Genomic DNA, 26848 nt, shown 5'->3' on the forward strand with positions numbered 1-26848 from the left:
CGCATAATCATGCCGTTGTTTTAAGTGGTACTCAGCACATGACCTTAGTAAACATTGACCGTTTCCATCAATGGCGGCGCTTTGCGCGCTTGAAAATAATAGATTTCATTACCAACCTATTAACAAGAAAAAAAGCAATTTCTACCAAAGAGATCACATCCATTGCGTTATTACGTTGGGATGGGAAACTTGGTGACTCTATTGTTAGCGGCGCATTCATTCAGCAGTTAAATAGATATCGCCCTGATATCAAAATCACCATCATCACAACTCAATCTGCCTACCAGTGGCTTAAACACATTGGTAATGTCGAGTTTGTGCTTGTCGAAGGTAAAAACAAGCGTGCACTTAAAACACTGCGCGAACATCAGGGGAGGTTTGACGCGGTCGCTGAGCTCTCATGCCGATTGAGCCATCAAACATTGCATGCGATGCGCGTGTTGAAGGCCAGTATGAATATTGGCTATCAGCAGAACGATTTTAAAACGTTCAATCAGCAACTCACAACCCTGAATTTTCAACAACGCTATATTGAACTGGCAGCGCTATTTACTGGCGATAAAGAGCCAATGCCATTACCCGTTCCTGATTACAATAACCACCAGATGTCAGGGAAGGTTATTCAAAAGAGAGATATTATTTGTGTCAATTTATTTGGTGCTAATATTGAAAGAACTTTCAGTAAAAAAGCGGCAATTTATTTTTTAGACAACTTGGCTAACAAATTTAAGCATCATCAAATTATCCTCATACCGACGCCAGATAAAATGGCATTTTTGCATGACGTAACTTCAAGTCTAAATCATCCATCGATTTACCTACCAGATATTACACCGAGCATTAGCAATACTTTATATTTACTCAGTGTCTCCGCGTTATGTATTTCGCCTGATACCGCCGTCATACACATGGCAGGCGCGTTGAATACCCCCACGTTGGGCATCTACCGCTACGATATGGACAACTATCATCAGTGGCCACCCAGCGCCTTCTTCAGCGACGTGACGTTTATTCGACAAGACAAAGCGCCTGGTGTAGAGATCGATACCCAAGATCTTGATCTCAATGAATTACTAGGGAAGGCTCAAACACTCATTTCACAGAGCCAGCAAGAAGATAAGCGCCGCGCTTAACACCCAAAAGCAGAAACAAAAAACCCGGCCAATAGCCGGGGCGTGTCCAGGAAAAAACGTTATCTTCCTTGATGGTTTTCACCCAGCAGATAACGAGCGTCTGTTTTGTTGATAAGCTTACGCTACCAACACCTGGAAAAAGAACAGCCATTGAAGTTCAATGGCTGTGAGTAATTGAAAAGACGTCTAAAGTTAGTCTTCGTACTTCTTGATGAGCAAGGTCGCGTTCGTACCGCCAAAGCCGAAGCTGTTTGACATCACGGTCTTAAGCTCTGCTTCGCGAGTTTCAGTGACAATGTCTAAGCCCGCAGCAGCTTCGTCTAGGTTGTCGATATTGATGCTTGGAGCAACGAAGTTGTTTTCTAGCATCAAGGTTGAGTAGATTGCTTCATGTACACCTGCAGCACCTAATGCGTGACCTGTCATTGCTTTAGTTGCTGAAATAGCCGGTGACTTATCACCAAACACTTCTTGAATCGCACCAAGCTCTTTGGTGTCACCCACTGGCGTAGACGTACCGTGCGTGTTGATGTAATCAACATCACCCTCGAAATCTTGCATCGCCATTTGCATACAACGCACGGCACCTTCACCTGATGGTGCTACCATGTCGTAACCGTCAGAAGTTGCACCATAGCCGATGATTTCACCGTAGATCTTCGCACCACGCGCTTTCGCATGCTCGAGTTCTTCGATAACGAGAATACCGCCACCACCAGAGATGATGAAGCCATCGCGATCTGCGTCATAAGTGCGTGATGCGGCTTTTGGATTGTCGTTGTATTTGGTTGAGAGTGCGCCCATTGCATCAAACATGATGGTTTGTGTCCAATCGAGCTCTTCACCACCACCAGCGAAGACAACATCTTGTTTACCCAACTGGATAAGTTCTAGTGCGTGACCAATACAGTGTGCAGATGTCGCACATGCTGAACTGATTGAGTAGTTAACACCTTTAATTTTGAAAGGCGTAGCAAGACAGGCTGATACCGTTGAAGACATGGTGCGTGGAACCATGTATGGACCGATACGACGCACACCGCGCTCCAGCATTGTGTCTGTCGCTGTTTTTTGGTTAACGGCAGATGCACCGCCTGAGCCTGCAACAAGACCTGTACGGAAATTCGATACTTGCTCTTCCGTTAGACCCGCGTCTTCGATTGCTTGCTCCATAGAAAGGTATGCGTAACCTGCCGCATCACCCATGAATCGCATGATTTTGCGGTCAATGTGCTCCGCAGGGTTGAGTTTCAGATCACCCCAAACATTACTGCGCAGTTTCATTTCCGCGAACTGCTCAGAGAAGTTGATCCCAGACTTGCCCTCTTTAAGAGACGCCAGCACCTCTTTCACGTTGTTACCGATGCTGGATACGATACCCATGCCTGTGATTACAGCTCTTTTCATGATAATTCCCTAATTTCAACAACGCCGTGCATGATAACGGCTTTACCTTGAATAAGTGGTCAGCTTTCCGTGTTATGCGACAAAACTCACCTCACATTGTCAGTAAATTCATATACCAGATCTTTAGCCTATAGTCTCAAATCACCTCAGGATGCTTGTTCAGTGAGAATTTCTAGGTTTATCAGCAAGACACTGCTTTGAAGGTCTAGTGGACTAAATCAAAAAGCCGTAACAAAGATGACGAGCCTAGAAAACTCGCCCAGAGGGAAGCGCCTGGCGCCCCGATTTCTGCGTTAAAGGTATTTGAAAGGGAAAGCCATTCCTTTATACCTTTACCTTGGTATCGTTACCTTGACTTCGATACGCTAGTCCGCTTCATCCTGCATCTTGAGGTGGCTTGAGTATAAACAAGAATAGAAAAATACTCTGGCTACGAATGAGAGTTTGGTATCATTCGCGCCTATCTCCCCCTCCGAATGTTAGGATTTTGCAGTGAACACTCGAATTGACCATGCCCAACTCGATTGGAACGACAACGGCACACCAGTCTCAAACGCCTTTGACGATGTCTACTTTTCCAATCACAACGGACTTGAAGAGTCGCGCTATGTGTTTATCACGCAAAATCAACTACCACAGCGATGGGAATCAGGTGAGCAACGCCGTTTTGTTATCGGTGAAACGGGATTTGGTACCGGGCTCAATTTTCTCGCTGTATGGCAAGCATTTAAGCAGTTTCGTGAAAATCATCCAGAAGCCAAGATTAAAGAACTCCACTTCATTAGTTTCGAGAAGTTCCCTGTCACCTTAGATGACCTCGTAAAAGCCCATCAAGCATGGCCTGAATTGGCCGAGCTAGCGACGCAACTTCAGGCTCACTACCCACCTGCCGTCGCCGACTGTCATCGCATCGTTCTGGAAGACGGATTGATCACCCTTGATTTATGGTTTGGCGATATTCAGGACTGCTTGCCTCAGGTATGGACAGGAAAAGACGGGATTGTCGATTGCTGGTTTCTCGATGGCTTCGCGCCGAGTAAAAATGAGGCGATGTGGAGCCAAACGGTGTTTAACCAAATGGCACGACTTGGGCGAAAAGCGTGCACAACAGCGACATTTACCGCCGCTGGATTTGTACGCCGTGGCTTGATTGAGGCAGGCTTTACCATGAAAAAGGTAAAAGGCTTTGGCACTAAGCGAGAGATGCTAGCTGGCACCCTAGACTCGCGGACACAGGCGGCATCACATGCGCCGTGGTATGCGATACCTCCATCAACGTTAGATGCGAATAGCCATGTCGCCATTATTGGCGGCGGCATCGCATCCGCAACCACAGCCTTGTCTCTTGCGCGGCGCGGCATCAATGTCACCATTTATTGCAAAGACTCACAGTTGGCCAATGGCGCGTCCGGCAACCGACAAGGCGCTGTGTATCCCCTTCTCAACAATCAGTTTAATGCGATTTCTCGTTTTTTTTCGACCGCGTTTATTTATGCACGACAGCTTGGTGAGCAAGTGAATGCGAAGATACCCTACCAACATGCCTGGTGCGGTGTTACCCAGCTCAAATATGATGACAAGGCAAAGAGTAAGCTCAACAAACTGCTAGATGGTCAATTTGACCCTCAATTGGTTCATGGGTTGGATATTCATCAAACAGAACAGGTCGCTGGTATTAAGGTCGGCTGTGAATCTATCCATTATCCTTTGGGTGGCTGGGTCTGTCCGCAACAACTAACGCATGCCACAATGAACTTAGCTGCAAGTTTGTCGCAGCAAAATGGGTCAAGCCTTATCACACTGAAAAACGTTGAGATACAGGATCTAGAAGCCGATGACGAAAACTGGCACCTCGTTGGCAAAGAGCAACGATTTGTCCATTCTCATGTCATTGTCGCCAATGGTCATGCGTTTACTCAGTTTTCTCAATCGGAGACACTTCCAGCCTACCCAGTGCGTGGACAGGTAAGCCATATTCCGACCAACTCACAACTGCGCCCACTGAAAAGCGTACTTTGTTATGATGGATACCTAACGCCTGCAAACAACGACCAGCATTGTATTGGGGCGAGTTATGACCGCAATGAAACCGCACTGGAATACAGCAAATCACATCAAAAAGACAATCAACAACGCCTGATTAACTGTTTACCTGACCTCGAGTGGCCACACTCAATTGATTTCAGTGACGATGATGCGCGTGTTGGGATCCGTTGTGCAACGCGAGATCATCTTCCTTTTGTTGGTGCACTCGGTGATAAGCAAAAAGCAATTGATGACTATCAAACGCTGCAAAAACAGCAAGAAGCAGCCAATGATGTCGCACAGTTCGACAATCTTTATTGTCTTATCGGGCTGGGCTCTCGAGGCTTAAGTTCTGCGCCTTTGCTCGGTGAGCTGCTCGCGTCACAAATGTGCGGCGACCCTCTTCCACTACCACAATCGGTGCTAGATGCGCTTCACCCCAGCCGAATGTGGGTACGTAAACTTCTGAAAGGAAAAGCCGTAGAGTAGATGTCTTGGCTTGAATATAAAAAACGGAGAGCCATTTGAGTTCTCCGTCTTCTTTTGCATATCGATTATTCCGCGTCTGGGTAACCTTGCGGGTTTTTACTTTGCCAGCGCCACGTATCTGCCATCATGGCCTCAATACCGCGAGTGGCTTTCCACCCCAATTCCGTAGCAGCTAGTGCAGGGTCAGCGTAACATTCGGCAATGTCGCCTGTACGTCGCGGAGCAATCTTGTAGGGTACTGAAACTTGAGAAGCAATCTCGAACGCTTTCACCATTTCTAACACCGAGTAACCATTTCCGGTGCCTAAATTGTAGGTAAACACGCCCGAGGTGGTTTCAATCTTCTCCAATGCCTTTAAATGACCTTCAGCCAAATCAACAACATGAATATAATCCCGCACGCCAGTACCATCTGCAGTCGGGTAATCATCGCCAAAGACGGCAAGCTGTTGTAACTTTCCTATGGCAACTTGGGAGATATACGGCAACAAGTTGTTCGGTATGCCATTCGGATCTTCGCCGATTTGACCAGACTCATGAGCACCAACCGGATTAAAGTAGCGTAAAATGACAAAAGCGAACCGAGGGTCAGATACCGCAACATCACGAAGCACCTGTTCTACCATCAACTTCGAGGTCCCATAAGGGTTAGTCGTACCGCCGACAGGGAAATCCTCACGAATAGGTACAGATGCAGGGTCACCATACACCGTTGCTGAAGAGCTAAACACTAGCTTAAAGACACCTGCTTTCTGCATCTCCTCCACCAGCACAGCAGAACCAGTGACGTTGTTTTGATAATACGCCAATGGCTTCTCGACTGATTCTCCAACCGCTTTTAAACCGGCAAAGTGAATAACAGACTCAATCTGATATTCAGAAAACAAGGATTGCAATACACTCCTATCCAGAATATCGCCTCTGACAAAAGTGACGCTTTTTCCCGCTAACGCTTCAACACGCTGCAAAGAAACCTCAGAGGAGTTTGAAAGATTATCCAGAACAACAACCTCTTCGCCTTTTTCCAACAGCTGCAGTACTGTGTGTGAGCCAATATAACCCGCTCCGCCTGTCACTAAAATCGCCATTTCTAATCCCTAGCCAAATGATTTAAACACTCTAAGTTTAAACAATTTAGGTAAAACCCACATCAACTTTCACACCCTAGCTGAATATCGATATTGGCGCCTATGATACGCAATTTCTCGGCCAACGCTTTTTGTGCGTCTGGCGAACCATGTACCAGCCTAATGACTTTTGGCTCAGACTCAAACTCAGTCACGAAGCGAATGAGATCTTGGCTATCGGCATGGGCAGAATAACCCGACAACGCATGCACTTGTGCCTTCACATCCACCATTTTATTATCTACTTTCACATTTGAGTTGCCAGCGAGCAGTTGGGCGCCCAGGGTGCCTTCCGCTTGATAACCTGCCAAAATCACGTCGGTGTTATTGTTAGGCAATAGTGCTTTTAAGTAGTTAACAATTCTGCCCCCGGTACACATCCCACTTGACGCAATCACGACAGCAGGTTCACCAGAGATTCTTAATCTTTCCACCAGTGCTTCATGATGATCATGCGTTTCAATACGAACACAACTTTCAAAAGCCATGGGGTGACGAAAAGCATCGAGTCGCTCTTTAGCTTCTGCACTCCAGAAGCGTTTAAATTGTTGATATTGCTCAGTCACTTTTGCCGCTAGAGGCGAGTCCAAAATAATGGGGATCTCTTGCCATGGGCCGTTGGGCTGACTATGTGCAATGATGTTTTCAATATCGAAAAGCAGTTCTTGCGTCCGTCCAATACTGAAGGCTGGGATTAAAATCGCGCCACCATTCTCAAAAGAACGCTCGATAATCGCCTTGAGAGCTTGCTGCCGTGTGTCTACCCCCTCATGCCGTTTCCCCCCATACGTTGATTCCAGTACCAACATATCGGCCCGCTCAACGACACTCGGGTCAGGCAACAATGATGTACCATAACTCCCCAGATCCCCGCTAAAAACAACCCTTTTTGACTGACTCGTTTCGATCTCAACGATGCTTGACCCTAATATGTGTCCAGCAGGCGTGAATCGAAACTTCACCGGTGGCCCAACCATTTGTGAAAGCTGCACCCAACAATGATAAGGGATTGGCCTCATACGGGTATTCACAATATCGAGAAAGCGCTTGCGTTGCTCTTTGTTGAGTCCTAACTGAATTTTCAGTCCATCGTCCAGCATGATGGGGACTAGGTGGGCAGTTGCCTCACTAGCATATATCGGCCCATTATAGCCAGCAGCCAAAAGCCAAGGAATACGCCCAATGTGATCGATGTGGGCGTGCGTAATCAATAGTGCTTGAATACCTTTAATATCAAATTCAATGTCTGGTGAAGCAGACTTTTCCTTCCCTTGAAAAACACCACAGTCAACGAGCAATCGACACTGCTCATCAACCAATTCGTGACAGGAGCCTGTCACGCCTGTCCTTGCTCCATGGTGAATCACTTTCATCTCTGATTTCTACTGTGTTTGTTTATATTTACATGAGATGGAAACAATTATTTCACCGCTAAAAACAACTGTAGGTAGGTTTGTTCAGGCGCTCGGGTGAGTTCACACTTTGAGATTCAAAAAATTGACGCTGAGCGCAAAATTGTCAAAAAACAGACACGACTAACTATACAAAATCGACTCTTGAGCACTTTTAGCTAACTCAGGTAAAAAAATTAGAAAGCAATACAAATTTGACTAACATAAAAGGCTAAACAGCTTCGTTACTCTGAACTTATAGATACTTTTTAGCGATATGTTGTTTTGACTGACAATATGCTAAAAAAGCCACATAGACATGCAAAAATTGCCTCATAGTCACAATTTTCACTATTCGTTTCCCATACCGTTATTAACGGTCTAAGATTTGTAAAACGAATAATAAAGCAAGGATGATACTGGCATGCGGTAGATTTAACATATTCATGTATGCGTATCTTCGCAAGCCTTCGATACGTCACGACGTCATTTTTCCGTCACCTTTTAGGCATAATGTCGTTTATGTATTCGTAGGCATGCTATATAATGTCCGGCGGCTAGGGAATAAATCCAATGGATGACAAAATAATGATTTTCGAACTCACATTAGTGTTTGCGTTATCTTTTTGCAGTTTATTTATATTAAGAAAAATAGCAAAACGAATAGATTTAGTAGATCGACCTAACGAAAGGAAGCATCACCAAGGCGTTATTCCACTGATTGGTGGAATATCCATATTTTTAACTGTTACTTTCGCGCTTGTGTTCCTCTTTCCTGAGTTGGCACGCAACACTCCGCTTTACCTTTTTTGTGCCACCGTACTGGTCATCGTTGGCGCCATAGATGACAAACTCGACATCAGTTTTAAAGTCCGACTCGTCATTCAAGCGGCGATGTCGATTATCATGATGTATTTTGGTCAGATGAATCTACATAACCTTGGTCACTTACTCAGTGAAGATACTTTGGTCATGAGCACTGGGATGAGCTACTTCTTTACTATCATCGCCGTGATAGGCGCTATCAACGCCTTTAACATGGTTGATGGAATCGATGGTCTACTTGGTGGTTTGGCAACAGTTACTTTCAGCGCACTCGGTGTGCTGTTCTTAATCGACGGTCAAGTCGACCTGTTTCATTTCTGCGCGCTGATCGTCGTCGCGGCGATACCTTATATCATGCTTAATCTGGGCATCCCACTAGGGCGCAAATACAAAGTCTTTATGGGCGATGCGGGTAGCATTTTTATCGGCTTTACTGTGATTTGGATGTTGGTCAATGGCACACAAGGTGACGGTGCGCCAGTCAGACCTGTTACCGCTTTATGGGTTATCGCCATACCTCTTATGGATATGGCTACCATTATGGTTCGCAGAATAAGAAAAGGTCAGTCGCCATTCAAACCAGACAGAGAGCACCTACATCACATTTGTCAAAGACTAGGACTATCATCACGCATGACTCTTGTGACTATCTGCGCGATTTCCGCCTCTCTCGCTGGTTTTGGTGTTTGGGGAGAGGTCATGCAAGTGAGTGAGAAAGTTATGTTCTTCTTATTCCTATCAACCTTTGGCATATACTTCTACACGATCAGCCATATCTGGCGTATCACAGCAATGTTGCGCCGCACTTTAGGTATGCCACTAACAGAAGAACACCTTCACGCTGAACAGAAGTAGCGTATTCAAAGTCAATTATGACAGTTAAGCTCGCCTATCCTTGGCGAGCTTTTTTATTGCTTAATTTAAGCTCAGTAGGCACAAGTTTTGCTTATTAGTCCGTATCACGCTTTATAGAGTTCAAGTTCACAAATAGTCAATATGGCATGCGATATCACCCTTGTTTTTCTCACTTCACAGTAGGAATACAGGTACGATAGGTAGATACTAAAGACTCGATTCTATGTGGTAATCGATTCCTGAGGAGGAGCTATGAATATGTTTTTACGCTTTACACATATCCATCAGTGGTTCCCAACCTTAGAACAGGACGTCCTTAAGTTGGCAATCTGGTTAGTTAATTTTTCCGATGAGCTTGATCGTTACGATAGAGAAGCCAAGCAGATGCGTCGAGAAGAAAGATTGAGCAATAACTAAGGGGAAAGAGGCACTCTATCGAGTGCCTATTTTTTTAAGCTTTTTGTTGGCGAGCTTGCCAAACAAGATCGCCTATTCCATCCGTTGGCTTAAACGCTGTGGGCGCACTTAGCAATAGACGACGAATTGCGGCTTGGTCATCGCTATCACATGCTAAACGGAGTGACACGACTAAACCATCGTATTCCTCGAGGTCTAAAAATGTCTCACTTGCGGTCATTATCCGTGGATGAGAAGTTCTACTCACGTTATCGCCTATCAGCAACTCTTCAAATAACTTCTCACCTGGCCGCAGTCCCGTATACTGAATCTCAATATCACCATCTGGATTATCTTCTGACTTAACCTCTAATCCTGATAATTGAACAAGATTCACGGCAAGATCCGCAATCTTAACTGGTTCACCCATATCAAGGACAAAGACATCGCCGCCCTTCGACATTGCCCCCGCTTGAATCACTAACTGAGCCGCTTCAGGAATCGTCATAAAATATCGAATGATATCTGGATGTGTAACTGTAATTGGTTTGCCAAGTGCTATCTGTTGCTTAAATACCGGAATAACCGAGCCAGATGAACCAAGCACATTGCCAAACCTGACCATGCAAAAGTTTGTTCCTTTATCAACATACGCCTTGGCCAATGCTTGAAGTGCCAACTCAGCCATACGTTTCGTCGCGCCCATGACATTGGTTGGTCTTACCGCTTTATCTGTTGAAATAAGCACAAAAGACTTCACACCTGCATGCAATGCCGCCTTTGCGGTATTGTATGTACCTAGTATGTTGTTCTTCACCCCTTCCGCTGCATTGTATTCCACAATGGGGACGTGTTTGTAAGCAGCTGCGTGATAAACCGTCTCAACGCCATAAGCATCCATTACAGATTTTACCCGCTCAAAAGATTGTACAGAGCCTAATATGGGAACAAGCTTTACTTCTACGCCGAGTTCATTGATAACAGCTGAGAGCTCTCGGTCAATTTGATATAGGCTAAATTCAGAGATATCAAAAAGTACCAGTGTTTTCGGACTTAAGGTTACAATCTGCCGACAAAGCTCCGAGCCAATCGAGCCACCAGCACCTGATACCATCACAACTTTATCTAAAATGTTCACTTCTAGAAGCGCTTGGTCAGGCGTAACGGGATCTCTTCCTAGGAGATCTTCAATCTCCACTTCTTTCAACTGATCGATAGAAAGCGCACCATTGACCATCTCTTCTAAATTAGGAATGGTTAACACATCGAGATGACGCTCCGTCAGTAACTCTACTACTTCTCGGCGTTGTGCCCTTGTTGCCGATGGCATGGCGAGCAATACCTTGCTCACTCGGTACTTCTTCAACATACGGTCCAAATATTTTCTTCGATAAACAGTCGTCCCTTGAATCGTTGTTTTATGCAACTTTCTATCATCATCAATGAAAGCAACTGGATTGTACTCTTTACCCTGCCGAAGTATGTTGACGAGCTGGCGACCAGCGGTACCTGCGCCGTAAACCAATACAGGCTCTTTATGACGTCCAAGTATCTCAGCAACCAACATTCTCACCACCAATCTAGAGCCTCCACACAGGGCAACGAGAAAAGTTAAATAGATCACAGGTACAGAACGCGGCAAAAACGTTTGATCGTAATAGGCGACCAATACAATCGAAAGAGCAGAAATCGCCGCAGAAATACAGATACTAATCACGGCATGAAGGCTTAGATAACGAAGTATCGCTCGATATAGACCACTTTGAGCGAAAACGGCAAGGGTAATCGCTGTCACAATACCTAGCAATCGCCAATATTCACTGGCGTCAACATATCCGTCTAAGTAACCCAAGCGCGCGAAAAACGCTCCCCAAAAAGCTGCGCAGATAAAAAGAGAGTCAAAGATAACACTCACAACCCGCTTCATTGGGCGTGGCATATTCCAGATAGGGTTTAAATAGCTCACTAATCACTCGTCATTTGTTCTTATAGGCACCGTATAATAACAAAAAAAGCCGCAATTGCGGCTTTATCGATACTGGTTCTAACATTAGCTTTTAACTCTATCGCCTGAACCTTTACCGGTGGCTGTCATAATAATGTATTTGAAGTAGTTCTTCACACTCATCGTATCGAGCATTTTTCTATCAGTGATAGCGAGTTGTTTAGGTTCAGACATATCAATATCACTCACCTGAGCCAGCCCCGTAATGCCGGGCAATACGTCATAAACTCCCAAAGCTTCACGTTCTTCAATCAGCTCTTTCTGATTAAACAAATTTGGACGAGGCCCCACTAAACTCATCTCGCCTTTTACTACATTTATCAGCTGTGGCAACTCATCAATCTTTGTCTTGCGCAAAAAGCCACCTAATTTTGTGATCGCATTTCGACTCGCTAGATGGCTTGCTACTGACTCAGTATCTACACGCATCGTACGAAATTTCACCAAATGAAACGGCTTCTTATCTTTACCAACACGCTCTTGAACAAAAATCGGTGAACCCGTGTCGAAATAACCGATGATCATCACTATCAGTAATAGGGGAAAGGTCACTAACAAACCAACAGCAGCCAAAATGAAATCAAACAGTCGTAACATAAATCACTCATCTTCAATCGATTGCAAATCGTCAATCATTAACTCTAAACTTCTCGCCATAGTATGTGGAGGCGTCCAGCCAAGCAACTCTTTGTTTTTTCCTATATCCACACGCAATGAACCTGCTAACCGATCTATGATATGACCTTTACCCAAAAGCTTTCCAACCAAGTTAAACAGGCTCAAAGGAATAGGTATCATCCAAAGCGACTTACCCTGCGCCAACGCCAAGTTTTCAATCAGCGTTCGTGTCGAAATATCATCACCATCTGAAACAAGAAAAATCTGATTTGCTGCATTCGGGTGTGTCATACAAGTGGAAACAAAATCGACTAGGTTATTAACAGAAACAAGACTTCGTCTGTTTTTATCAAAGCAACCAAAAGGTAGGGGCCACCCTTTACCCGCAACCTTAAAAAGGGCGGCAAAGTTTGCCTTTACACCCGCGCCATAGACAAGAGGAGGGCGAATAACCACGACGTCCATTTTCGTTGTTTTACCAAGTTCAAGAAGAAGTGATTCCGCTTCCGCTTTTGACACTCCATAATCATCGACTGGTGCTGGAATATCATTAGCCTTAAAGCACTCATTATGAGTAGACTCTCCATTCACCTTAATAGAGCTGATAAAAACGAAGCGCTTTACACCTTGTTGTGCTGCCAACTTCGCAAGGTTGAGTGTTGCATGGGTATTTACTTGGCGGTAAACCTCTAGAGGACTCTGCTCATTGTCCCGCATTACATGCGCGCGCGCAGCACTATGTACAACGACATCAAACTCGGCAAGATTAAGCTCTTTACTTTCAATGTGCTCCAACTCACCATCAACAAATGAACCATGCCACCCGAATGGCACTGTACGCCCAAAGCAAGTCACATCATGGCTTTGAGTTAAATATTTTAGAATGTGACTGCCAACGAAACCGCTAGCACCTGTTAGTAGAACTTTCATTTGTATCTCTTGTTAAGCCATAAATACAATCAAAGGACGATAGAATACTGTGATAGTCGAACTTAGATTTAGCCATCTTTCGACTCTGCTCACCATAGACCTTTCTCAACTTGGGATTCTCTACTAGCCCTTGTATTGCATCTGCCAGCGCCACGGCATTTCGAGGTGGGACCAAAACGCCATTTGGATCTTTAACGTCAATTAACTGCCGGCAACCAGGGGTATCAGTAGTCACTATTGGTAGTCCGCAAGATGCTGCCTCGATCAATGACTTCGGCAACCCCTCCCGATAAGAGGGTAAACAAGCAATATCGGCATGCTGATAAATCATCCTAATATCAGTTTGATGGCCAAGATAGTCTACAAAACCTTTCGAAGCTGCAGCCTCTATATCTTGTACTGAAAGTGAAGAGATATTTTCTTTATCAACACTGCCAACCATGCGCATCACAACAGGGACCTGACGCTGCTTTAAGAGACTAGCGGCATCGATAAACTCCTTTGCGCCTTTATCTTTTAGCATCCTTGCGACAAAAGCGACTACCACTTTCGCGTTATCGCTTTCTTTAGGTGTAAATACTTCAGTATCGATACCAGCTCCATTAACGATCGCAGTGGCCGACTTGGGAACAATTCCATCTCGAATGAACAAATCGCGATCATCACAATTCTCAAAAACCACAGTCGTATTGGGACGAGAAAGCGCCAAGCGATAGAGCCATTCGACTCCTCTCCAAAGAGCTTTTCCCCTACGATTTTCAGCCAGAGAAAGCGAACCCAAGCCAGTCACTGAAAAGATAGAGCGTAGAGCCCCTAAACGGGGAAATATTTTGCTCAATAAGCCGCTATAAAGGACAGGCTTAATTGTAAAGGCATGCAACAAGTCAGGTTTTATAGTTTTTAGAATTCGAAAAAGCCTAAATACCACCTTGATTTCGCTAAAGGGATTAGTTCCGTCGCGCGTTACACCATAGTTGTGATACTTAAAACCTTGCGTTTCGTATTCAGCACGTTTCTCTTCATCACCCGTTACGATATGTACCGAGTGCCCCTTAGCGCGGTTATGTTCAGCTAACCGATAAAAATGAGAGTGGAAAAACCACGAAACGTTTACAACGTACACTATCTTCAACATTTCACCCAAACTTTAGCTTTTAGAATAATACTTAACAGAAGCCGTCGAATAAACTTAAAACAAGAAAATACGATTGCTGCTAGTAAAGTACATCGTTCATAAAATGAAAGCGAGCGACCGGCTAACAAACTAAAAAAATTTGCAAGTTCACCTTTCTGCATTGCACTCAAGTTGGAGCTCAATGAACCACCTGTAGAGAGATAATCGTGTTTGAATGTATATGTAAGGGGTTCATCGAGCCTAATAACTTTGAACTCCTTCGACAGACGAATCCACAAATTAAAATCTTCCGAAAAACGCAGTGTCTCGTCAAAATACATACCCAACCCATTGCGCATTACAACACTAGGAGTAGAAAATGGAGACTTAAACAATACCCTCGGCCAAGTGATAGGGACAACGTCAATATTGCTGCTTAAAACACGAGTTTGAGAGAACTGCATAAACTCTGCTTTCGATACCACAGCGTGCTGAGTTCCAGAAACATCCGCACCCAACTCTTTCATCAGTAAAATTTGACAATGGATTTTTTGTGGATGCCAATCATCATCACTATCTAAAAACGCGATGTAATCACTCTTAGCCAGCTTAATACCGACATTTCGGCTATGGGCAGGTCCCATATTTTTATTATTCGAGTATATGTTAATAGTGTCAGTTAAATTAAATTTAGTAACAAAACTAACCAAAAGTTGGAGTGTATTATCAGTACTACAGTCATCAACAATAATTATATCATTACACACTTCAGACAAACGAAGTAATCGATTAAAGATATCCTCAATGATTTCTTTGTTATTAAAAACAGGTATTACTACAGAGTAATCAGACACACACTCATCCTAAAAAATTTATTGAAAGAACATTAACATCATTAATAGTTAGCAAGTTACCAAGAACCATTAATTATCATGAAATTTTAAGTGTGGTAAAGCCACTAATTGCCCCACTGAAGATCTTTTGTTTTATAACTCCTAACGCTTTAAACTCAAATAATCGAAATAACCAGATATCATTCTATAAACAGAATCAGTTGTATCTGATGCCACAACTTCAATTCGTCTTAGAAGTTTAGCATTACTACCCGCAACATTGACGCCCACCTTGCTTGTAGCAATCGTAGTGTATGTTTGACAAGCAATCTCATACGCCTGCTGATCAAAATCGCCATAAGGAAATGAAAAATGAGTAACCTCCATTTCCAACTCACGCTCCAAATCTAATTTGGAACCAACAATCTCATCACGCTGTTGCTCTTTACTAAGACTTGATAAATGAGTATGACTTTTTGTATGACTACCGATTTGACACAGTGGGCTTTTAGCTAATTGCTTCAAGTCATCTGTTGATAAGTATCCATCCCTGTTTATATTATTAGTTATCATATAAATAGTATATGGCAAGCCATGTCTTTCGAGAATATCCACGGCGACTAATGTATCTTTATAGCCATCATCAATAGTAATCGAAACTGACGGCTCTACGCCCATTTTTTCAATAGCTAAGGCATTTAGATGGATAACAGCAACACTCTCTTTTAAAAACTTGACATGATCTTCAAATCGATCGGGTGATATACTGATACCATAAGAATCGTGAGGCAACTTAGTTCCAAAAGCATGATAGATTAATGCCGTATTACCTTTCTTTCTAAAATACTTATAGTATCCGTAGAAACTAACCCAAGCAATAATGTTTTTAATTATCTTTTTAACATAATCTATCGCAATATATAACCGATGTATGCATTAAAGAGAGCTCTCAAAAACCAAGACTTAGTATAGTCTCGTTCACCAATATATTCTATCAGCCTACCTCCAAAGCCTAACTTAAATCGATTCACGCCAGCGGCATCAGCTTTGTAGGGAGTAATTCCCCCAAAGTCAAAATCACTAATACCGAACTCGTTTAAATTAGTTAACAGTTCATGGACCATAAAGAAAGAGGCATGACGCTCTCTACCCTCTTGTGTTGAACCGGCTAAGTAATAAATTGCAACATTTGAGAACACAATAAGTATTGATGCACACAATATTTCACCTCGACTATTGCGTACTAAGGCCATTTTAACATTATCACTATGAGTATCTAACAATAATTGAAACTCACTCTGGGAGAGTTGAAGGTCTGACCTCCCTTTTATTGCAACCATCTCGTCGTGAACTACAGAAAACTCTTCCAATTCTGCAGATTTTATCTCAAAGCTCAATTCTTCTTTCAACGACTTCCGATAGTAATATCGATTATTTTTACTAAAAGACGATAGAACTGGGGTTTCAATATTAATAGCATGTTTAATAGAGAAGCCGCTATTAACCTTCACAAGGGCAGGCTTGAGGTCATTGACCTGCGAAAATAAATATGAAGAATTACTAGAATATTCGTCACTAAAGCTAAAACGCACAACGGTTCTTCTAAAGTCAAAGTAACTTTCTAAGGAGGAAATTATCGATGGTAAGTCACTTTGATTAATAAAATTAATCCCGCCAGGAGCCCAACCAAAAGATAGTCCAAATTTTGACTTCAAGGTAATCTGGGCCAAACCAAGAAATCTTTCTTTCTTTAAAACAGCTAAACGAATAACTTCAAATGAGTTGGACTTAAATTCTCCCCACTCCCAAGTAGAAAAAACACTAACATTAATACACTGAGATAGGTATTTGTTCCACTCTTCCTTATCTTCTACTTTTATTAACTCAAACATTTTAACTCTTAAATCTGTTTACCAAAGAAATGGAACAACCTTTACCTTGTTATAAAAGGTTTTATCCTTCACAGATACCTGTGGAGGCAAGTCAGGCCATGATAAAGTAAAGAATCCTTTACTCAGAATAGCACGCGAAAATCTATTGTCATCGGACCTATCAATGTAAGCAAAAAGATACGGAACAACTCCATCATAAAAACTATAGATAGGCGTTACTCCATACTTTTCAGCTATCTTCGTCAACAACTTATACATACCTATACGTCTAGTTATTTCGGCTTCAATGTCGACGTTAGTGTCTCCTTGTTCAAGCATCGGGCTGAGATATTCTTGTTGACTAAAAGCATTTGCGTCTAGATTAGACGCTTGACTATTTTTCCGTAATTTACTAAGCCATTGCTTGAACAGGAAAGCGGCAATTCCCAGTATTGGGCTTGGTAAACGCTGCCGAAACTTGTCCTTTCTTGCATGCCGATGATCATCTAGCGAAGTTGCAACTTGTGAAGCCGATACCTTAATGCCATTTTTTAAAATCAATGCTGCACCATTCGGAAGAGACAATGTTTTTCTTAGGCTGAGTAAACCAGCATCACCACGCCCACCAAGTAAGTTACCATATCGATCGCGGCTAAAAAGACCATGTGCGTTATCTTCAATTAAAACAGCACCAAACTGTTTTTTGTACTGAGAAAATGGAGTAATGTCTTGTTCAAAACCAAAATAGTTTACCATTAGAATTGCGTCACAACATTGTGATAGCTTACCTGGCGTCAAATCTTCATTGACTTCGTAATAGCTGACATCGATACCAATTGCGTTTATGGGTTCCAATACGTCACTACAAATAAACTCTGGAAGATAAATACTTTTAGCTTCAATTGACTTCAAATACTCATATAGCGCAAATCTTGCGTAAGGATAAAATGTAATGTTTTGATAAAGTTGGGAAAACAAAACAGTTTCGTCAGAGGTCTTTTGAATGTCAAAAGGCGTCATCGTACAATCCCCAAGAGAGAAAAAATGTATGAAACCAATTTTTTAGCCGACCACGGATAAACACACAGTGATTTCCAAAGTATTTCTCGGGCTTTGGCTAAATCCCCTGTCAATAGGTAAGAGCGCCCTTTATAGTAATCAACTCGGGATGTGTGTTGCCTCAAAAGTTTTTTTTCTTCTCGCTGGCAATAACCTAAGCTTCGTATATGATTTTCAATCAACACCTTTAGATTATTGTTAATAAGCTCAATATTAGAAGACATATTAGAGCCTTCAATAACAAAAACACCGAGCACCTTATCTATGTATGTAATACTCCCTAGCTTTGAAAGGCGCAACCAAAGATCGTAGTCCTCTACAGCGAAGTATTCTTTTCTTGTATCAAAAAGGCCAGCCTCGATTACCGCGTCTCGCTTAGCTACAACAGCTGAAGTCGAAAGACTATTACCATCAAAAAGCAGACGATGATAGTTATTATTACCTGAAAGGCTCTGACCATGCTTTAAAACACCAACACAGCGGCCATCTACATGTTTTTCTTCAAAGTGGCTTACTATTACCAAATCAGTATTCGAAGAGGATATCGCTTCTTTGACTTTAGCCAGTTTCTCTGGCAACCAATAGTCATCTGAGTCAAGAAATGCTATCCACTCCCGTTTCGAAAAACGAATACCTGTATTGCGACTTCCTGCTGGCGAGCCAGAATTCTCTTGCCAATAGTAGTTTACTCTGCTGTCTTTATTAACGTACTCAGCAACAACTTGCTTTGTTTTATCAGTAGAACCGTTGTCAACAACAATTACTTCGAAATCTTCAAACGTCTGAGATAGTACAGAATCTAAGCACTTTTTAATTTCCGACTCTCTATTGTAAGCAGGGATTATGACTGAGAACAAAACTCTGATCCTATTTTATTGGCACATTGAGGAGAGAAAAAATTTCATTGGCCTCTTCTTTATGGCGGGAATTAAACTTCATTGGAAAAATAGATAAAAGTTTTTCATTCTCGAAAACAACTTTCGGATAACTATTTTTGTCTTCACCATTAATTATAACTTTACCTTTACTCATCCCAATAAAATCATTATAAGCTTCTATTACAAGCAATGCCAAATCATATAGTGATATTGAAGTGCCAGAAGACAGGTTTACAATGCCATTTCCTAAACCATTACTGTTTAGCAATCTATCTACCACATTCACAACATCCCCTATCCAGATAAAATCTCGATAAAGCAAACCATTCGATTGAAGAACAATCTGTCCGTTTTCGTGCGCCTGGCGACAAAAGTCATTAAAAATCAAATACCATTTATCAGTATCGGGAAGTTTAGGACATCCATAGCTATTTGAAAGTCTACAAATAGAGTATGCGATACCCTCCTTTCTACAGAAATGCTCTATATATTTTTCGGCAAAATAATGTGTTAAACCATAGTGGTTCGCTGGATTTACAGGCGATAACTCGTCGACATATGGTACATTCAGGCCATACACGTGAATAGTACTAAAATAGACTAACTTACCTACACCATGAACGGATAATGCATCACATAAATTTCGTGTTCCACCTGCATTAATCAAAAGAGCCTTTTCAGCATAACCCTCATGGAAGTGTTCATTATAGCTAGCAGTATGTATACACCAGTCATAGCGTTCGGTTATTACAGAAGTAAGTATAGATAAATTTGTGATATCCGCGGCCAAAAAGCGATAATTAGGGTGGCTATTTTCTACTTTTTTATCACGCCCAAGTACATGGACTTCATGATTATGCGCAAGGAAATGTTCGACCAACCAAAGACCTAGATTTCCTTGCCCGCCGGTAATCAATATCTTCATGAAACCTCACTCAAAGTATGCTATTTCTGAAAGGTCACATGTCGTACTTTCTGTCGGGTCATGTTCAATACTGGCGATGTTAAGCAGTAAGTTAGTCCCTTCTCCTATTCCTTGGAACGCCATCCAAATGCCATTGGGTACAGTTAGACGGCAATAGTTACATGGCGAAAGTGTGACTTCGAAAAATTGCTCAAATGTAGCAGAATCGACTCTACTGTCAAAACAAACAAATCGAACACTTCCAACAGGGACGACCAAGTTAAGAACCATCTCCCGATGTAGCTTCCACCCTTTAACTGCCCCCTTTTTAACTGTCGAAAAGTAAGCTTCGCCAAATTTAGAAAATGACGTCTCAGAGCATTTTAGCGCATGAAATATATCGCCTTTATCATGCGCTATTTTCTTCAATGGCGTAACTGTTATTCCATCTATCATGTTAGTTACACCAAACCAGGTTCTGATTCAACGCCTCTTCTTCGTAAGCGCGTATCTGCTCCAAGGTGAATTCAAACATCTCTTGTTTTCCTTCATAATACGAAAAGTACCATTCGCTAACAAACTTGATGCACTGTTTATAATTCAACGTCGGAGCCCACTTCAATGATGATAACGCTTTGTCACAATTGAGCTTAAGCAAACCCGCCTCATGAAAGGGGATATTATCGGTCACGACAAATGCATCTGATGCTGACTGAAAGTTCCAATAATAGCTAAGGTCAGCCAATAAGTCTTTAACAGTATGGTTTTGCTCTGCCTTTGGCCCAAAGTTAAATTGTTCACCATGCAGTGCTTCGCGCTCAGCGAGTCCTTGTCCTAATGCAAGGTACCCACTCAATGGCTCTAGCACATGTTGCCAAGGCCTTGTTGCTTCAGGACAACGAATTTCGACACTCGTATTTTCGCTCCATGCTCGCATACAATCTGCGACAATACGATCTGCCGCCCAATCGCCTCCCCCAATAACGTTTCCAGCTCGTCCTGTCGCTATCCTAACCTTATGTGTAGCAGAAAAGAATGACTGCTGGTAGGCATGGAAAATAACTTCTGCAGCACCTTTAGAGCCACTGTAAATATCACGACCGCCAACGGGATCTGTTTCCTTGTACCCCCATACCCACTCAACATTTTCGTAACATTTATCACTCGTTACAATAACTGCATGACATGGATGGGCAAATCTTCTTAACACATCAAGTACGTTAGCGGTACCCATAACGTTAGACGAGATTGTGTCTAGCGGGTCCTGATAGGAAAGAGAGACAATTGGCTGAGCAGCCAAGTGAAAAACAAAATCAGGCTTGAAGTCTGTGAAAATTCGCTCAATCTCTGCCAAATTTCTGACATCCTCGATATGATGCTCAATTCTATCTTCCAAACCAAGTTCTTCAAACATCGACGGCTTTGTAGGAATATCTTTCGAGATACCGCAGACCTTTGCTCCAAGATCCAAAAGCCATGTAGTTAACCAAGTTCCCTTAAAGCCGGTATGGCCAGTGACTAAGACTTTTTTTCCACGATAGATATCATTAAACATAGGATTACCAAGACTTCCATTTTGCATTATTAGACTCGAGCATTTCGTTCAGCTTCTGTTTGTCGTTCAAAGAATCCATACACTTCCAAAAACCAGTGTGCTTGTACGTCATAAGCTCATTGTCCCGCGCTAAATTTTGTAACGGTGCCTGCTCGAAAACAGTCTCATCACCCTCGATGTAGTCTAGTACGCTTGGATGACAAACGAAGAAACCACCATTTATCCATGCGCCATCTCCTTTCGGTTTTTCAAAGAACTCTTTAACCTGATCGCCCTCAATCTGGAGTGCACCAAACCTACCATCAGGCTGAACAGACGTCATTGTTATTTTCTTATCATGAGACTGATGAAATTTAACCAATGATGAGATATCTACATCCGAGACACCATCGCCATAAGTCAGCATAAAGTCTTCATTACCAATGACTTCTTTTGCTCGTTTTATCCGACCACCTGTCATCGTGTGAAGTCCAGTATCGAGCAAAGTGACTTTCCAAGGCTCGGAGCTGTTCTTATGAATCTGCATCTCATTCGTTGCTAGGTCGATCGTGACATCACTTTGATGTAAGAAGTAGTTAGCAAAGTACTCTTTAATATAATAACCTTTGTAGCCTAGCAAAATAACAAACTCATTGTAGCCATGTTGTGAGTACATCTTCATAATGTGCCAAAGGATAGGCTTTCCACCAATTTCAACCATCGGTTTTGGTCTCAACCCTGTTTCTTCAGATAAACGAGTACCGAAACCACCAGCTAATATGCATACTTTCATAAACTAACTCGACTAATATATATAATCACTTAATATAACTACGATAAAAGATCATAGTATTCTTTGGACATTCTTTCAGATTCAAAAAGCCTAGCATATCTTAGTCTTCCTTTTTCTGACTGTTCGGTGTAAAAATCTGAGTCCGACAAAAGCTTTAATATGGCGTCCCCAAATGCAACATAGTCTTCAGAAGGTACTAGCATACCTCCATCATTGCTTTTTACCACTTCTGGGATACCTCCTACATCTGTTGCGACGACTGGCACGCCTCGAGACATAGCTTCGACACTAGTTAAGCCGAAAGACTCATATGCTTGCGACGAAACTAAGACCAAATCAGACTTTTCAATAACAGCTGCAGGATTAGGAAAAAAGCCCTCCAAATGTACGTTATGCGACTTCGTAATAATTAAATTCTTAAGAGAACTAACCCTTTTAAAATCGTTCTCCGTATAAAACCCACATACTAACAAATGGACATCACCATTATAACTATTAAGCACATACTCAAAAGCTTTAAAAAGAAAATCATGTCCTTTACGCTCTTCGTATGTCGCCAACAAAACACACACTTTGCTTGATTCGCCAATCCCTAGCTTTATCAATCGTTCTTTTACCTCTTCTAGAGCAACAGGGCTAATTGATTCGGGCCGTTGGATACCATTATAGATGAATCGAGGCTTCACACTGCTTAATGATGCTCGATTATTAATCGATTCAGCACAACTTTTCGAGACAGAAACAAAAGACTCCGTACTCTCGGCGACCTTCTTATCAATCCACCTTTCCCAACGACCAAAAAGGACACTTTCCGGTGTCGCATAGTTATGAAAATTATGAATTGCAGGAGCATCTGGTTTATAGTTCTTCCATGCAATAGAAGCAGCCAAACAAGATTGGCCTGCCGGGTAGCCACCATTTACAACGATACAACGGTCGGCTCCAAGTTCTTTGAACAAATGAGTCAAACGTAAGTACGTGATAATAAAAGATGGTATACGAAGAAAACCCACGAGGCTCTTTCTAACCAAACTAGGCCAGTTTTCAAACAGTTTACTTATAGTAGCCGGGCTATACACTCGCACTTTCTTTGCTTCTGTATTATTTCTATTTATCCTCCTCAGCACAGAATCGTAACCCGCGTGTTCACTGTTGCATAAAAATATAATTTCGTCGCTTTCAGATGGCCAATAGTTTATTAAAGTGGATATAAACGTGTCCAAACCGCCTTCGTAATAGCATTCAGTGTAAATGACTACTTTCAAAATCTAAATTTCCTAACGTAATGCCTTAGAGCGGATATCTCTTGCTCTTCGAATGAAAACCACTTCGGTCTGAACAATATAAAGCCAGTAATTATAAGAAAAGTAAGCCCAACATTTAATATTATCTCAACGAGAAGGTATCCTTCCCACGTCCATATTGTCGCAAGAAAATTGTCAATGATATAGCTCAGAAACATAACAACGGCAATTGCTCGAAACTGGTACAAATAATCGTAAGAAAATTTAAGAGATCTTGAAAGTAGATATATTGAAAAATTAACAGTAAAGAACTGAACTATTAGCATTTTCAACGCTACACCTGACGAGCCAAGGCCCATGCCAAAATTGGGCACTCTACTCACTAGAACGATAGTAAAGAAAACACCAATAACTGATGAAAAAGATGAAACTAATAAAGCTGTCTTGGTTCTTTCCATTGCTAGAAACATCATTCCTGTTACTTGACCTCTCGCTTGATCTATAGGATAAAGTAACATCAAAGCAAAAGTAAGATAAGCAGCCGAGTAATCAGAACCAAACAAAACAATCAATATGGATTCTGACTGAAAAATAATACTTCCTGATATTATCAGCCCTATTAGAAAGAGCTTATCTAAAGCCAATTTAAAATATTTCCTAACTCTATCATAATCGTTTCTTGAGTAATGAAAAGCGACTTCCTTCCAGATAATATTCAAAACTGACGTTGTAAAAATCAATACTACTACGGCAAACTGATTAGAAATTGATAGATAAGCTTGCTCTTCCGAACCTGAAGAGTGTCTTAATATCCAGGGATCTGAGTAAGCAGCTAAAGCTATAATAAAAATGGAAGCAACTAATGGGCAACAGTACTCAAAATAATACTTAAAGTTCACTCTTTTAGAAGAGGAGAAATCAATAGAGAACAGTGAAAAGAAAACTATAGTAAATATTAAGACCTCAAAAACAAAATACCTAAGTAAAGATTTATATCCAAAGCGTCAAATACAACAAGAAATATCACTATACAAAGGTTAATTGCTACTAGTAGCGTATTCCATATTTGGAACACTACTGTCCTTCTCTGTGAGTCGGCAATTTGGGTTAGAGTTAAGATAACTCTTTGATGAAAAAAGAATGAAACAAACGCAGTAATAACCAAATTGCTATCTAAATTCAACCAAATAGAATCACTTAGCCTACTAGGCAGAACTAACACCAGCAATAAAAATAGAAATAGCTGGACTAACAGCCATGCTAAATAGCATCGCAGATGTTGTCTGCTAAGACCATATTTAGATATAAAAGTAAAAAACGCGTTAGATGTACCAAGGTTAAGCAGATCATATGTCGCGACCAGACTTGCCAACAAGTAACCGTAGTTACCATACTCACTAGGCCCAAGACCTCTTGCTAATGCTATGATTGTAAGAAAAGAAAGGCTTGCTCTAAGCACTGTAACAAAAAATGATAATACAACTCTTTTCTTTAACTCACCCATTCTTCATCACTTCATTAATAACGCTTCTAACTAGAGCTCTATTTTCATTTGGTTGTATACTTGAAGAGTAGTACTCAATGATCCTCGAATTTTTTTCTCTACATTGCTTCAAATTCTGAACAAGGTCCTCTTTGTTAAGCAACTTCGAGATATCATCATTAGAACTAGCTAGAGCAATAAATTTAGATAAATCACTTTCTATTTCAGCATTTTCTAATCTAATTATATCATTAAAAAGAATAACTGGATAATTCCTCAATATATTATAATTTGAAAACTCACTAGAGAAATAGTCTGAAATAATGCACTCTGATTTTGATATTATCTTATTGAGTGGGGTATCATAAACCACTTTAATATTGTCATATTTTTCTGCCAATTCTTCTAGAGGAACATATTGAAAGTTCCCCAAGCAAACTCCTTGCTGAAGTTTTATACAAATATTTTTATTTTTTAGCTTCTCACCAAACAACTCGATAATAAATTTATGCCTACGGTAAATAGTCATTCCATCTGGTGATGACCTAGCCACAGCATTATTAACAACGAAAGCAGTGTTGTTATATTGTGCACAATAAGTAATATAGACAAAATCATATTTTATTTTTTCTTTTTAATGTTTACATTATAGACATTACTTCCAACAACGCGAACATCTTTAGCCCCCAACTTTTCAAACATTTTTCTAGTAAATTCATTGTATACTAAGTTTACATCTGCGACCTGAATCTCAGCATACTTTAACATAAGTGACTGATGAAGATATGAACCATGCTGGTAGAAAACTTTCGGAATATCGTTCTCTTTATACTGAAGATATCGGTTGTATAGTGCATTCCCAGATAAAAACGTGAACGGTTTAAAGTGTTCATCTTTAATTCTGTAAGTCTTTAAAACATTCATCAAGCATTCATAAGCCTTACTTCTTATTCCCTCACTAAAGAATGCACTGCTTGGTGTAAACAGTTCAACTTCTCGGCTCAGATCATGGCAACGTTCAGTTTCTACTCTATAACTTTTGAAAACATTTCGCAGATTATAATTATCGCATCGATAAGAGAGATAATCTTTGTTGAAGATTTTTTCTATGTTTTTGAGAGTAACTCTTTTTCGTTGATGAGCTATCTTGTTAAGTAGATAGTATTTGTTATCTCTCTCTAAAAACTTTGAAGAATTAAATTTGATAAACTCGTCTATTCGAGGCATCAAACCTGTGCTGCGACCTTCATCACCTATATATCTAGTTCGTTCATTTATATTATTTGACAGTACTTCAACAAATTCATCTAGCGTAATATAATGTATAATATCACTAAATATCAGGTTTAGATATCCTGTACTATACTTATTCTCGACTTGTTCTAAATAGTCATACCTATTAATAACATCATTATTGAATTGCTCCACATTAATAATGGATTCAAATGTATCATACTCAAAACCTAACTTATCTAGGACATAACTTGAATAAGGCGTAACGGACAATATCCGATCATTTTGGTGTAGGTATGAAGTAATAGCATTTATATCAGAGACTTTATTACTAATCTCCACAATTACAGTATAAGTCAAAGGCATTGAAATCTCAAAAATATAGGTGAATCTCAAGTCGTCTATAACGAATTATTAAAATACGAATTTTAGCCTCAAGATAAATCAAATCACTATTAACAGTTAAATAATATCAGCAAATGATAAGAAATTACTGCAATATGCAACCATGTATCTTTATGGGAAGATACTTTGCGGCGATATAAAACCAACACAGAAACAAACTTACTTGTCAGCAAAACTATATGTATATTAAGCATTACTATTGCTTGAAAAACAATCACTCAGAAACAACAATAATCACGCTATTCACTCTCTTAGATTGTATTCATAAAGTTAGAAAATAGTCTACTACTTGAGTT

24 protein-coding genes are annotated in these 26848 nt (G+C 41.2%); 4 read left to right on the forward strand and 20 right to left on the reverse strand.

What is annotated here, in order from left to right; all coding sequences use genetic code 11:
• Positions 1 to 38: 38 nt before the first annotated feature.
• Entirely contained in the window at positions 39 to 1133 is a 1095-nt protein-coding gene (locus tag TSUB_RS11975) for a glycosyltransferase family 9 protein (RefSeq protein WP_087017645.1), read from the forward strand.
• A gap of 192 nt (positions 1134 to 1325) precedes the next feature.
• On the opposite strand, the gene fabB is transcribed toward TSUB_RS11975, so the two are convergent.
• Complete coding sequence (gene fabB, locus TSUB_RS11980; protein ID WP_087017646.1) at positions 1326 to 2540, reverse strand: beta-ketoacyl-ACP synthase I; 1215 nt, start codon at positions 2538 to 2540, stop codon at positions 1326 to 1328.
• 492 nt (positions 2541 to 3032) lie between these two features.
• Here fabB and mnmC point away from each other — a divergent pair, with 492 nt between their 5' ends.
• A complete protein-coding gene (gene mnmC, locus TSUB_RS11985) occupies positions 3033 to 5054 on the forward strand; it encodes a bifunctional tRNA (5-methylaminomethyl-2-thiouridine)(34)-methyltransferase MnmC2/FAD-dependent 5-carboxymethylaminomethyl-2-thiouridine(34) oxidoreductase MnmC1 (RefSeq protein WP_087017648.1) in 2022 nt (673 codons plus the stop codon).
• 65 nt (positions 5055 to 5119) lie between these two features.
• Here the strand turns inward: mnmC and galE are convergent, their stop codons facing one another.
• The gene (gene galE, locus TSUB_RS11990) at positions 5120 to 6142 is read right to left on the reverse strand and encodes a UDP-glucose 4-epimerase GalE (RefSeq protein ID WP_087017650.1); all 1023 of its coding nucleotides are present in this window, start codon (positions 6140 to 6142) and stop codon (positions 5120 to 5122) included.
• A 62-nt stretch (positions 6143 to 6204) separates the two neighbouring features.
• Positions 6205 to 7554: an MBL fold metallo-hydrolase RNA specificity domain-containing protein gene (locus TSUB_RS11995; RefSeq protein WP_087017652.1), complete on the reverse strand. Its 1350-nt coding sequence runs from the start codon at positions 7552 to 7554 to the stop codon at positions 6205 to 6207.
• Between the two features lie 606 nt (positions 7555 to 8160).
• Here TSUB_RS11995 and wecA point away from each other — a divergent pair.
• Positions 8161 to 9252 (forward strand): UDP-N-acetylglucosamine--undecaprenyl-phosphate N-acetylglucosaminephosphotransferase, encoded by a 1092-nt coding sequence (wecA, locus tag TSUB_RS12000; protein ID WP_087017664.1) that lies wholly within the window; start codon positions 8161 to 8163, stop codon positions 9250 to 9252.
• Positions 9253 to 9504: 252 nt separating this feature from the next.
• The gene (locus TSUB_RS12005) at positions 9505 to 9669 is read left to right on the forward strand and encodes a hypothetical protein (protein ID WP_159064810.1); all 165 of its coding nucleotides are present in this window, start codon (positions 9505 to 9507) and stop codon (positions 9667 to 9669) included.
• 34 nt (positions 9670 to 9703) lie between these two features.
• Here the strand turns inward: TSUB_RS12005 and TSUB_RS12010 are convergent, their stop codons facing one another.
• The 17 genes from TSUB_RS12010 to TSUB_RS12090 form a co-directional block, all read right to left on the reverse strand.
• A complete protein-coding gene (locus TSUB_RS12010) occupies positions 9704 to 11614 on the reverse strand; it encodes a polysaccharide biosynthesis protein (RefSeq protein WP_087017654.1) in 1911 nt (636 codons plus the stop codon).
• 84 nt (positions 11615 to 11698) lie between these two features.
• Positions 11699 to 12250 (reverse strand): sugar transferase, encoded by a 552-nt coding sequence (locus TSUB_RS12015; RefSeq protein WP_087017656.1) that lies wholly within the window; start codon positions 12248 to 12250, stop codon positions 11699 to 11701.
• 3 nt (positions 12251 to 12253) lie between these two features.
• Positions 12254 to 13201 (reverse strand): UDP-glucose 4-epimerase family protein, encoded by a 948-nt coding sequence (locus TSUB_RS12020; RefSeq protein ID WP_087017658.1) that lies wholly within the window; start codon positions 13199 to 13201, stop codon positions 12254 to 12256.
• Positions 13176 to 14336 (reverse strand): glycosyltransferase family 4 protein, encoded by a 1161-nt coding sequence (locus tag TSUB_RS12025; RefSeq protein WP_087017660.1) that lies wholly within the window; start codon positions 14334 to 14336, stop codon positions 13176 to 13178. The genes TSUB_RS12020 and TSUB_RS12025 overlap by 26 nt, the downstream gene beginning before the upstream one ends.
• A complete protein-coding gene (locus tag TSUB_RS12030) occupies positions 14330 to 15169 on the reverse strand; it encodes a glycosyltransferase family 2 protein (protein WP_221274527.1) in 840 nt (279 codons plus the stop codon). The genes TSUB_RS12025 and TSUB_RS12030 overlap by 7 nt, the downstream gene beginning before the upstream one ends.
• 141 nt (positions 15170 to 15310) lie before the next feature.
• Entirely contained in the window at positions 15311 to 15940 is a 630-nt protein-coding gene (locus tag TSUB_RS12035; RefSeq protein WP_221274528.1) for a polysaccharide deacetylase family protein, read from the reverse strand.
• 116 nt (positions 15941 to 16056) lie between these two features.
• On the reverse strand, positions 16057 to 17040 hold the full coding sequence (locus tag TSUB_RS12040; protein ID WP_087024111.1) for a lipid II:glycine glycyltransferase FemX: 984 nt from the start codon (positions 17038 to 17040) through the stop codon (positions 16057 to 16059).
• Between the two features lie 18 nt (positions 17041 to 17058).
• Positions 17059 to 18039 carry a DegT/DnrJ/EryC1/StrS family aminotransferase gene (locus tag TSUB_RS12045; protein WP_087024109.1) on the reverse strand — a complete coding sequence of 327 codons (981 nt, stop codon included), beginning with the start codon at positions 18037 to 18039 and terminating at the stop codon, positions 17059 to 17061.
• Complete coding sequence (locus TSUB_RS12050) at positions 18036 to 18935, reverse strand: glycosyltransferase family 2 protein (RefSeq protein ID WP_159064983.1); 900 nt, start codon at positions 18933 to 18935, stop codon at positions 18036 to 18038. The genes TSUB_RS12045 and TSUB_RS12050 overlap by 4 nt, the downstream gene beginning before the upstream one ends.
• 10 nt (positions 18936 to 18945) lie before the next feature.
• Positions 18946 to 19881: an NAD-dependent epimerase/dehydratase family protein gene (locus TSUB_RS12055; protein WP_087024105.1), complete on the reverse strand. Its 936-nt coding sequence runs from the start codon at positions 19879 to 19881 to the stop codon at positions 18946 to 18948.
• Between the two features lie 6 nt (positions 19882 to 19887).
• Positions 19888 to 20316, reverse strand: coding sequence for a dTDP-4-dehydrorhamnose 3,5-epimerase family protein (locus TSUB_RS12060; RefSeq protein WP_087024103.1), 429 nt, complete (start codon positions 20314 to 20316; stop codon positions 19888 to 19890).
• A gap of 1 nt (position 20317) precedes the next feature.
• On the reverse strand, positions 20318 to 21415 hold the full coding sequence (rfbG, locus tag TSUB_RS12065) for a CDP-glucose 4,6-dehydratase (RefSeq protein WP_087024101.1): 1098 nt from the start codon (positions 21413 to 21415) through the stop codon (positions 20318 to 20320).
• A 4-nt stretch (positions 21416 to 21419) separates the two neighbouring features.
• The gene (gene rfbF / locus TSUB_RS12070; RefSeq protein ID WP_087024099.1) at positions 21420 to 22187 is read right to left on the reverse strand and encodes a glucose-1-phosphate cytidylyltransferase; all 768 of its coding nucleotides are present in this window, start codon (positions 22185 to 22187) and stop codon (positions 21420 to 21422) included.
• 38 nt (positions 22188 to 22225) lie between these two features.
• On the reverse strand, positions 22226 to 23452 hold the full coding sequence (locus TSUB_RS12075) for a glycosyltransferase family 4 protein (RefSeq protein ID WP_087024097.1): 1227 nt from the start codon (positions 23450 to 23452) through the stop codon (positions 22226 to 22228).
• Positions 23449 to 24075, reverse strand: coding sequence for a hypothetical protein (locus tag TSUB_RS12080; RefSeq protein WP_221274529.1), 627 nt, complete (start codon positions 24073 to 24075; stop codon positions 23449 to 23451). Before TSUB_RS12080 ends, TSUB_RS12075 begins: the two co-directional genes overlap by 4 nt.
• A gap of 852 nt (positions 24076 to 24927) precedes the next feature.
• On the reverse strand, positions 24928 to 25443 hold the full coding sequence (locus tag TSUB_RS12085; protein WP_221274530.1) for a hypothetical protein: 516 nt from the start codon (positions 25441 to 25443) through the stop codon (positions 24928 to 24930).
• A gap of 92 nt (positions 25444 to 25535) precedes the next feature.
• A complete protein-coding gene (locus TSUB_RS12090) occupies positions 25536 to 26513 on the reverse strand; it encodes a hypothetical protein (protein ID WP_221274531.1) in 978 nt (325 codons plus the stop codon).
• Positions 26514 to 26848 lie beyond the last annotated feature (335 nt).

It is taken from the genome of Thaumasiovibrio subtropicus, assembly GCF_019703835.1.
Taxonomy (GTDB): Bacteria; Pseudomonadota; Gammaproteobacteria; order Enterobacterales; family Vibrionaceae; genus Thaumasiovibrio; species Thaumasiovibrio subtropicus.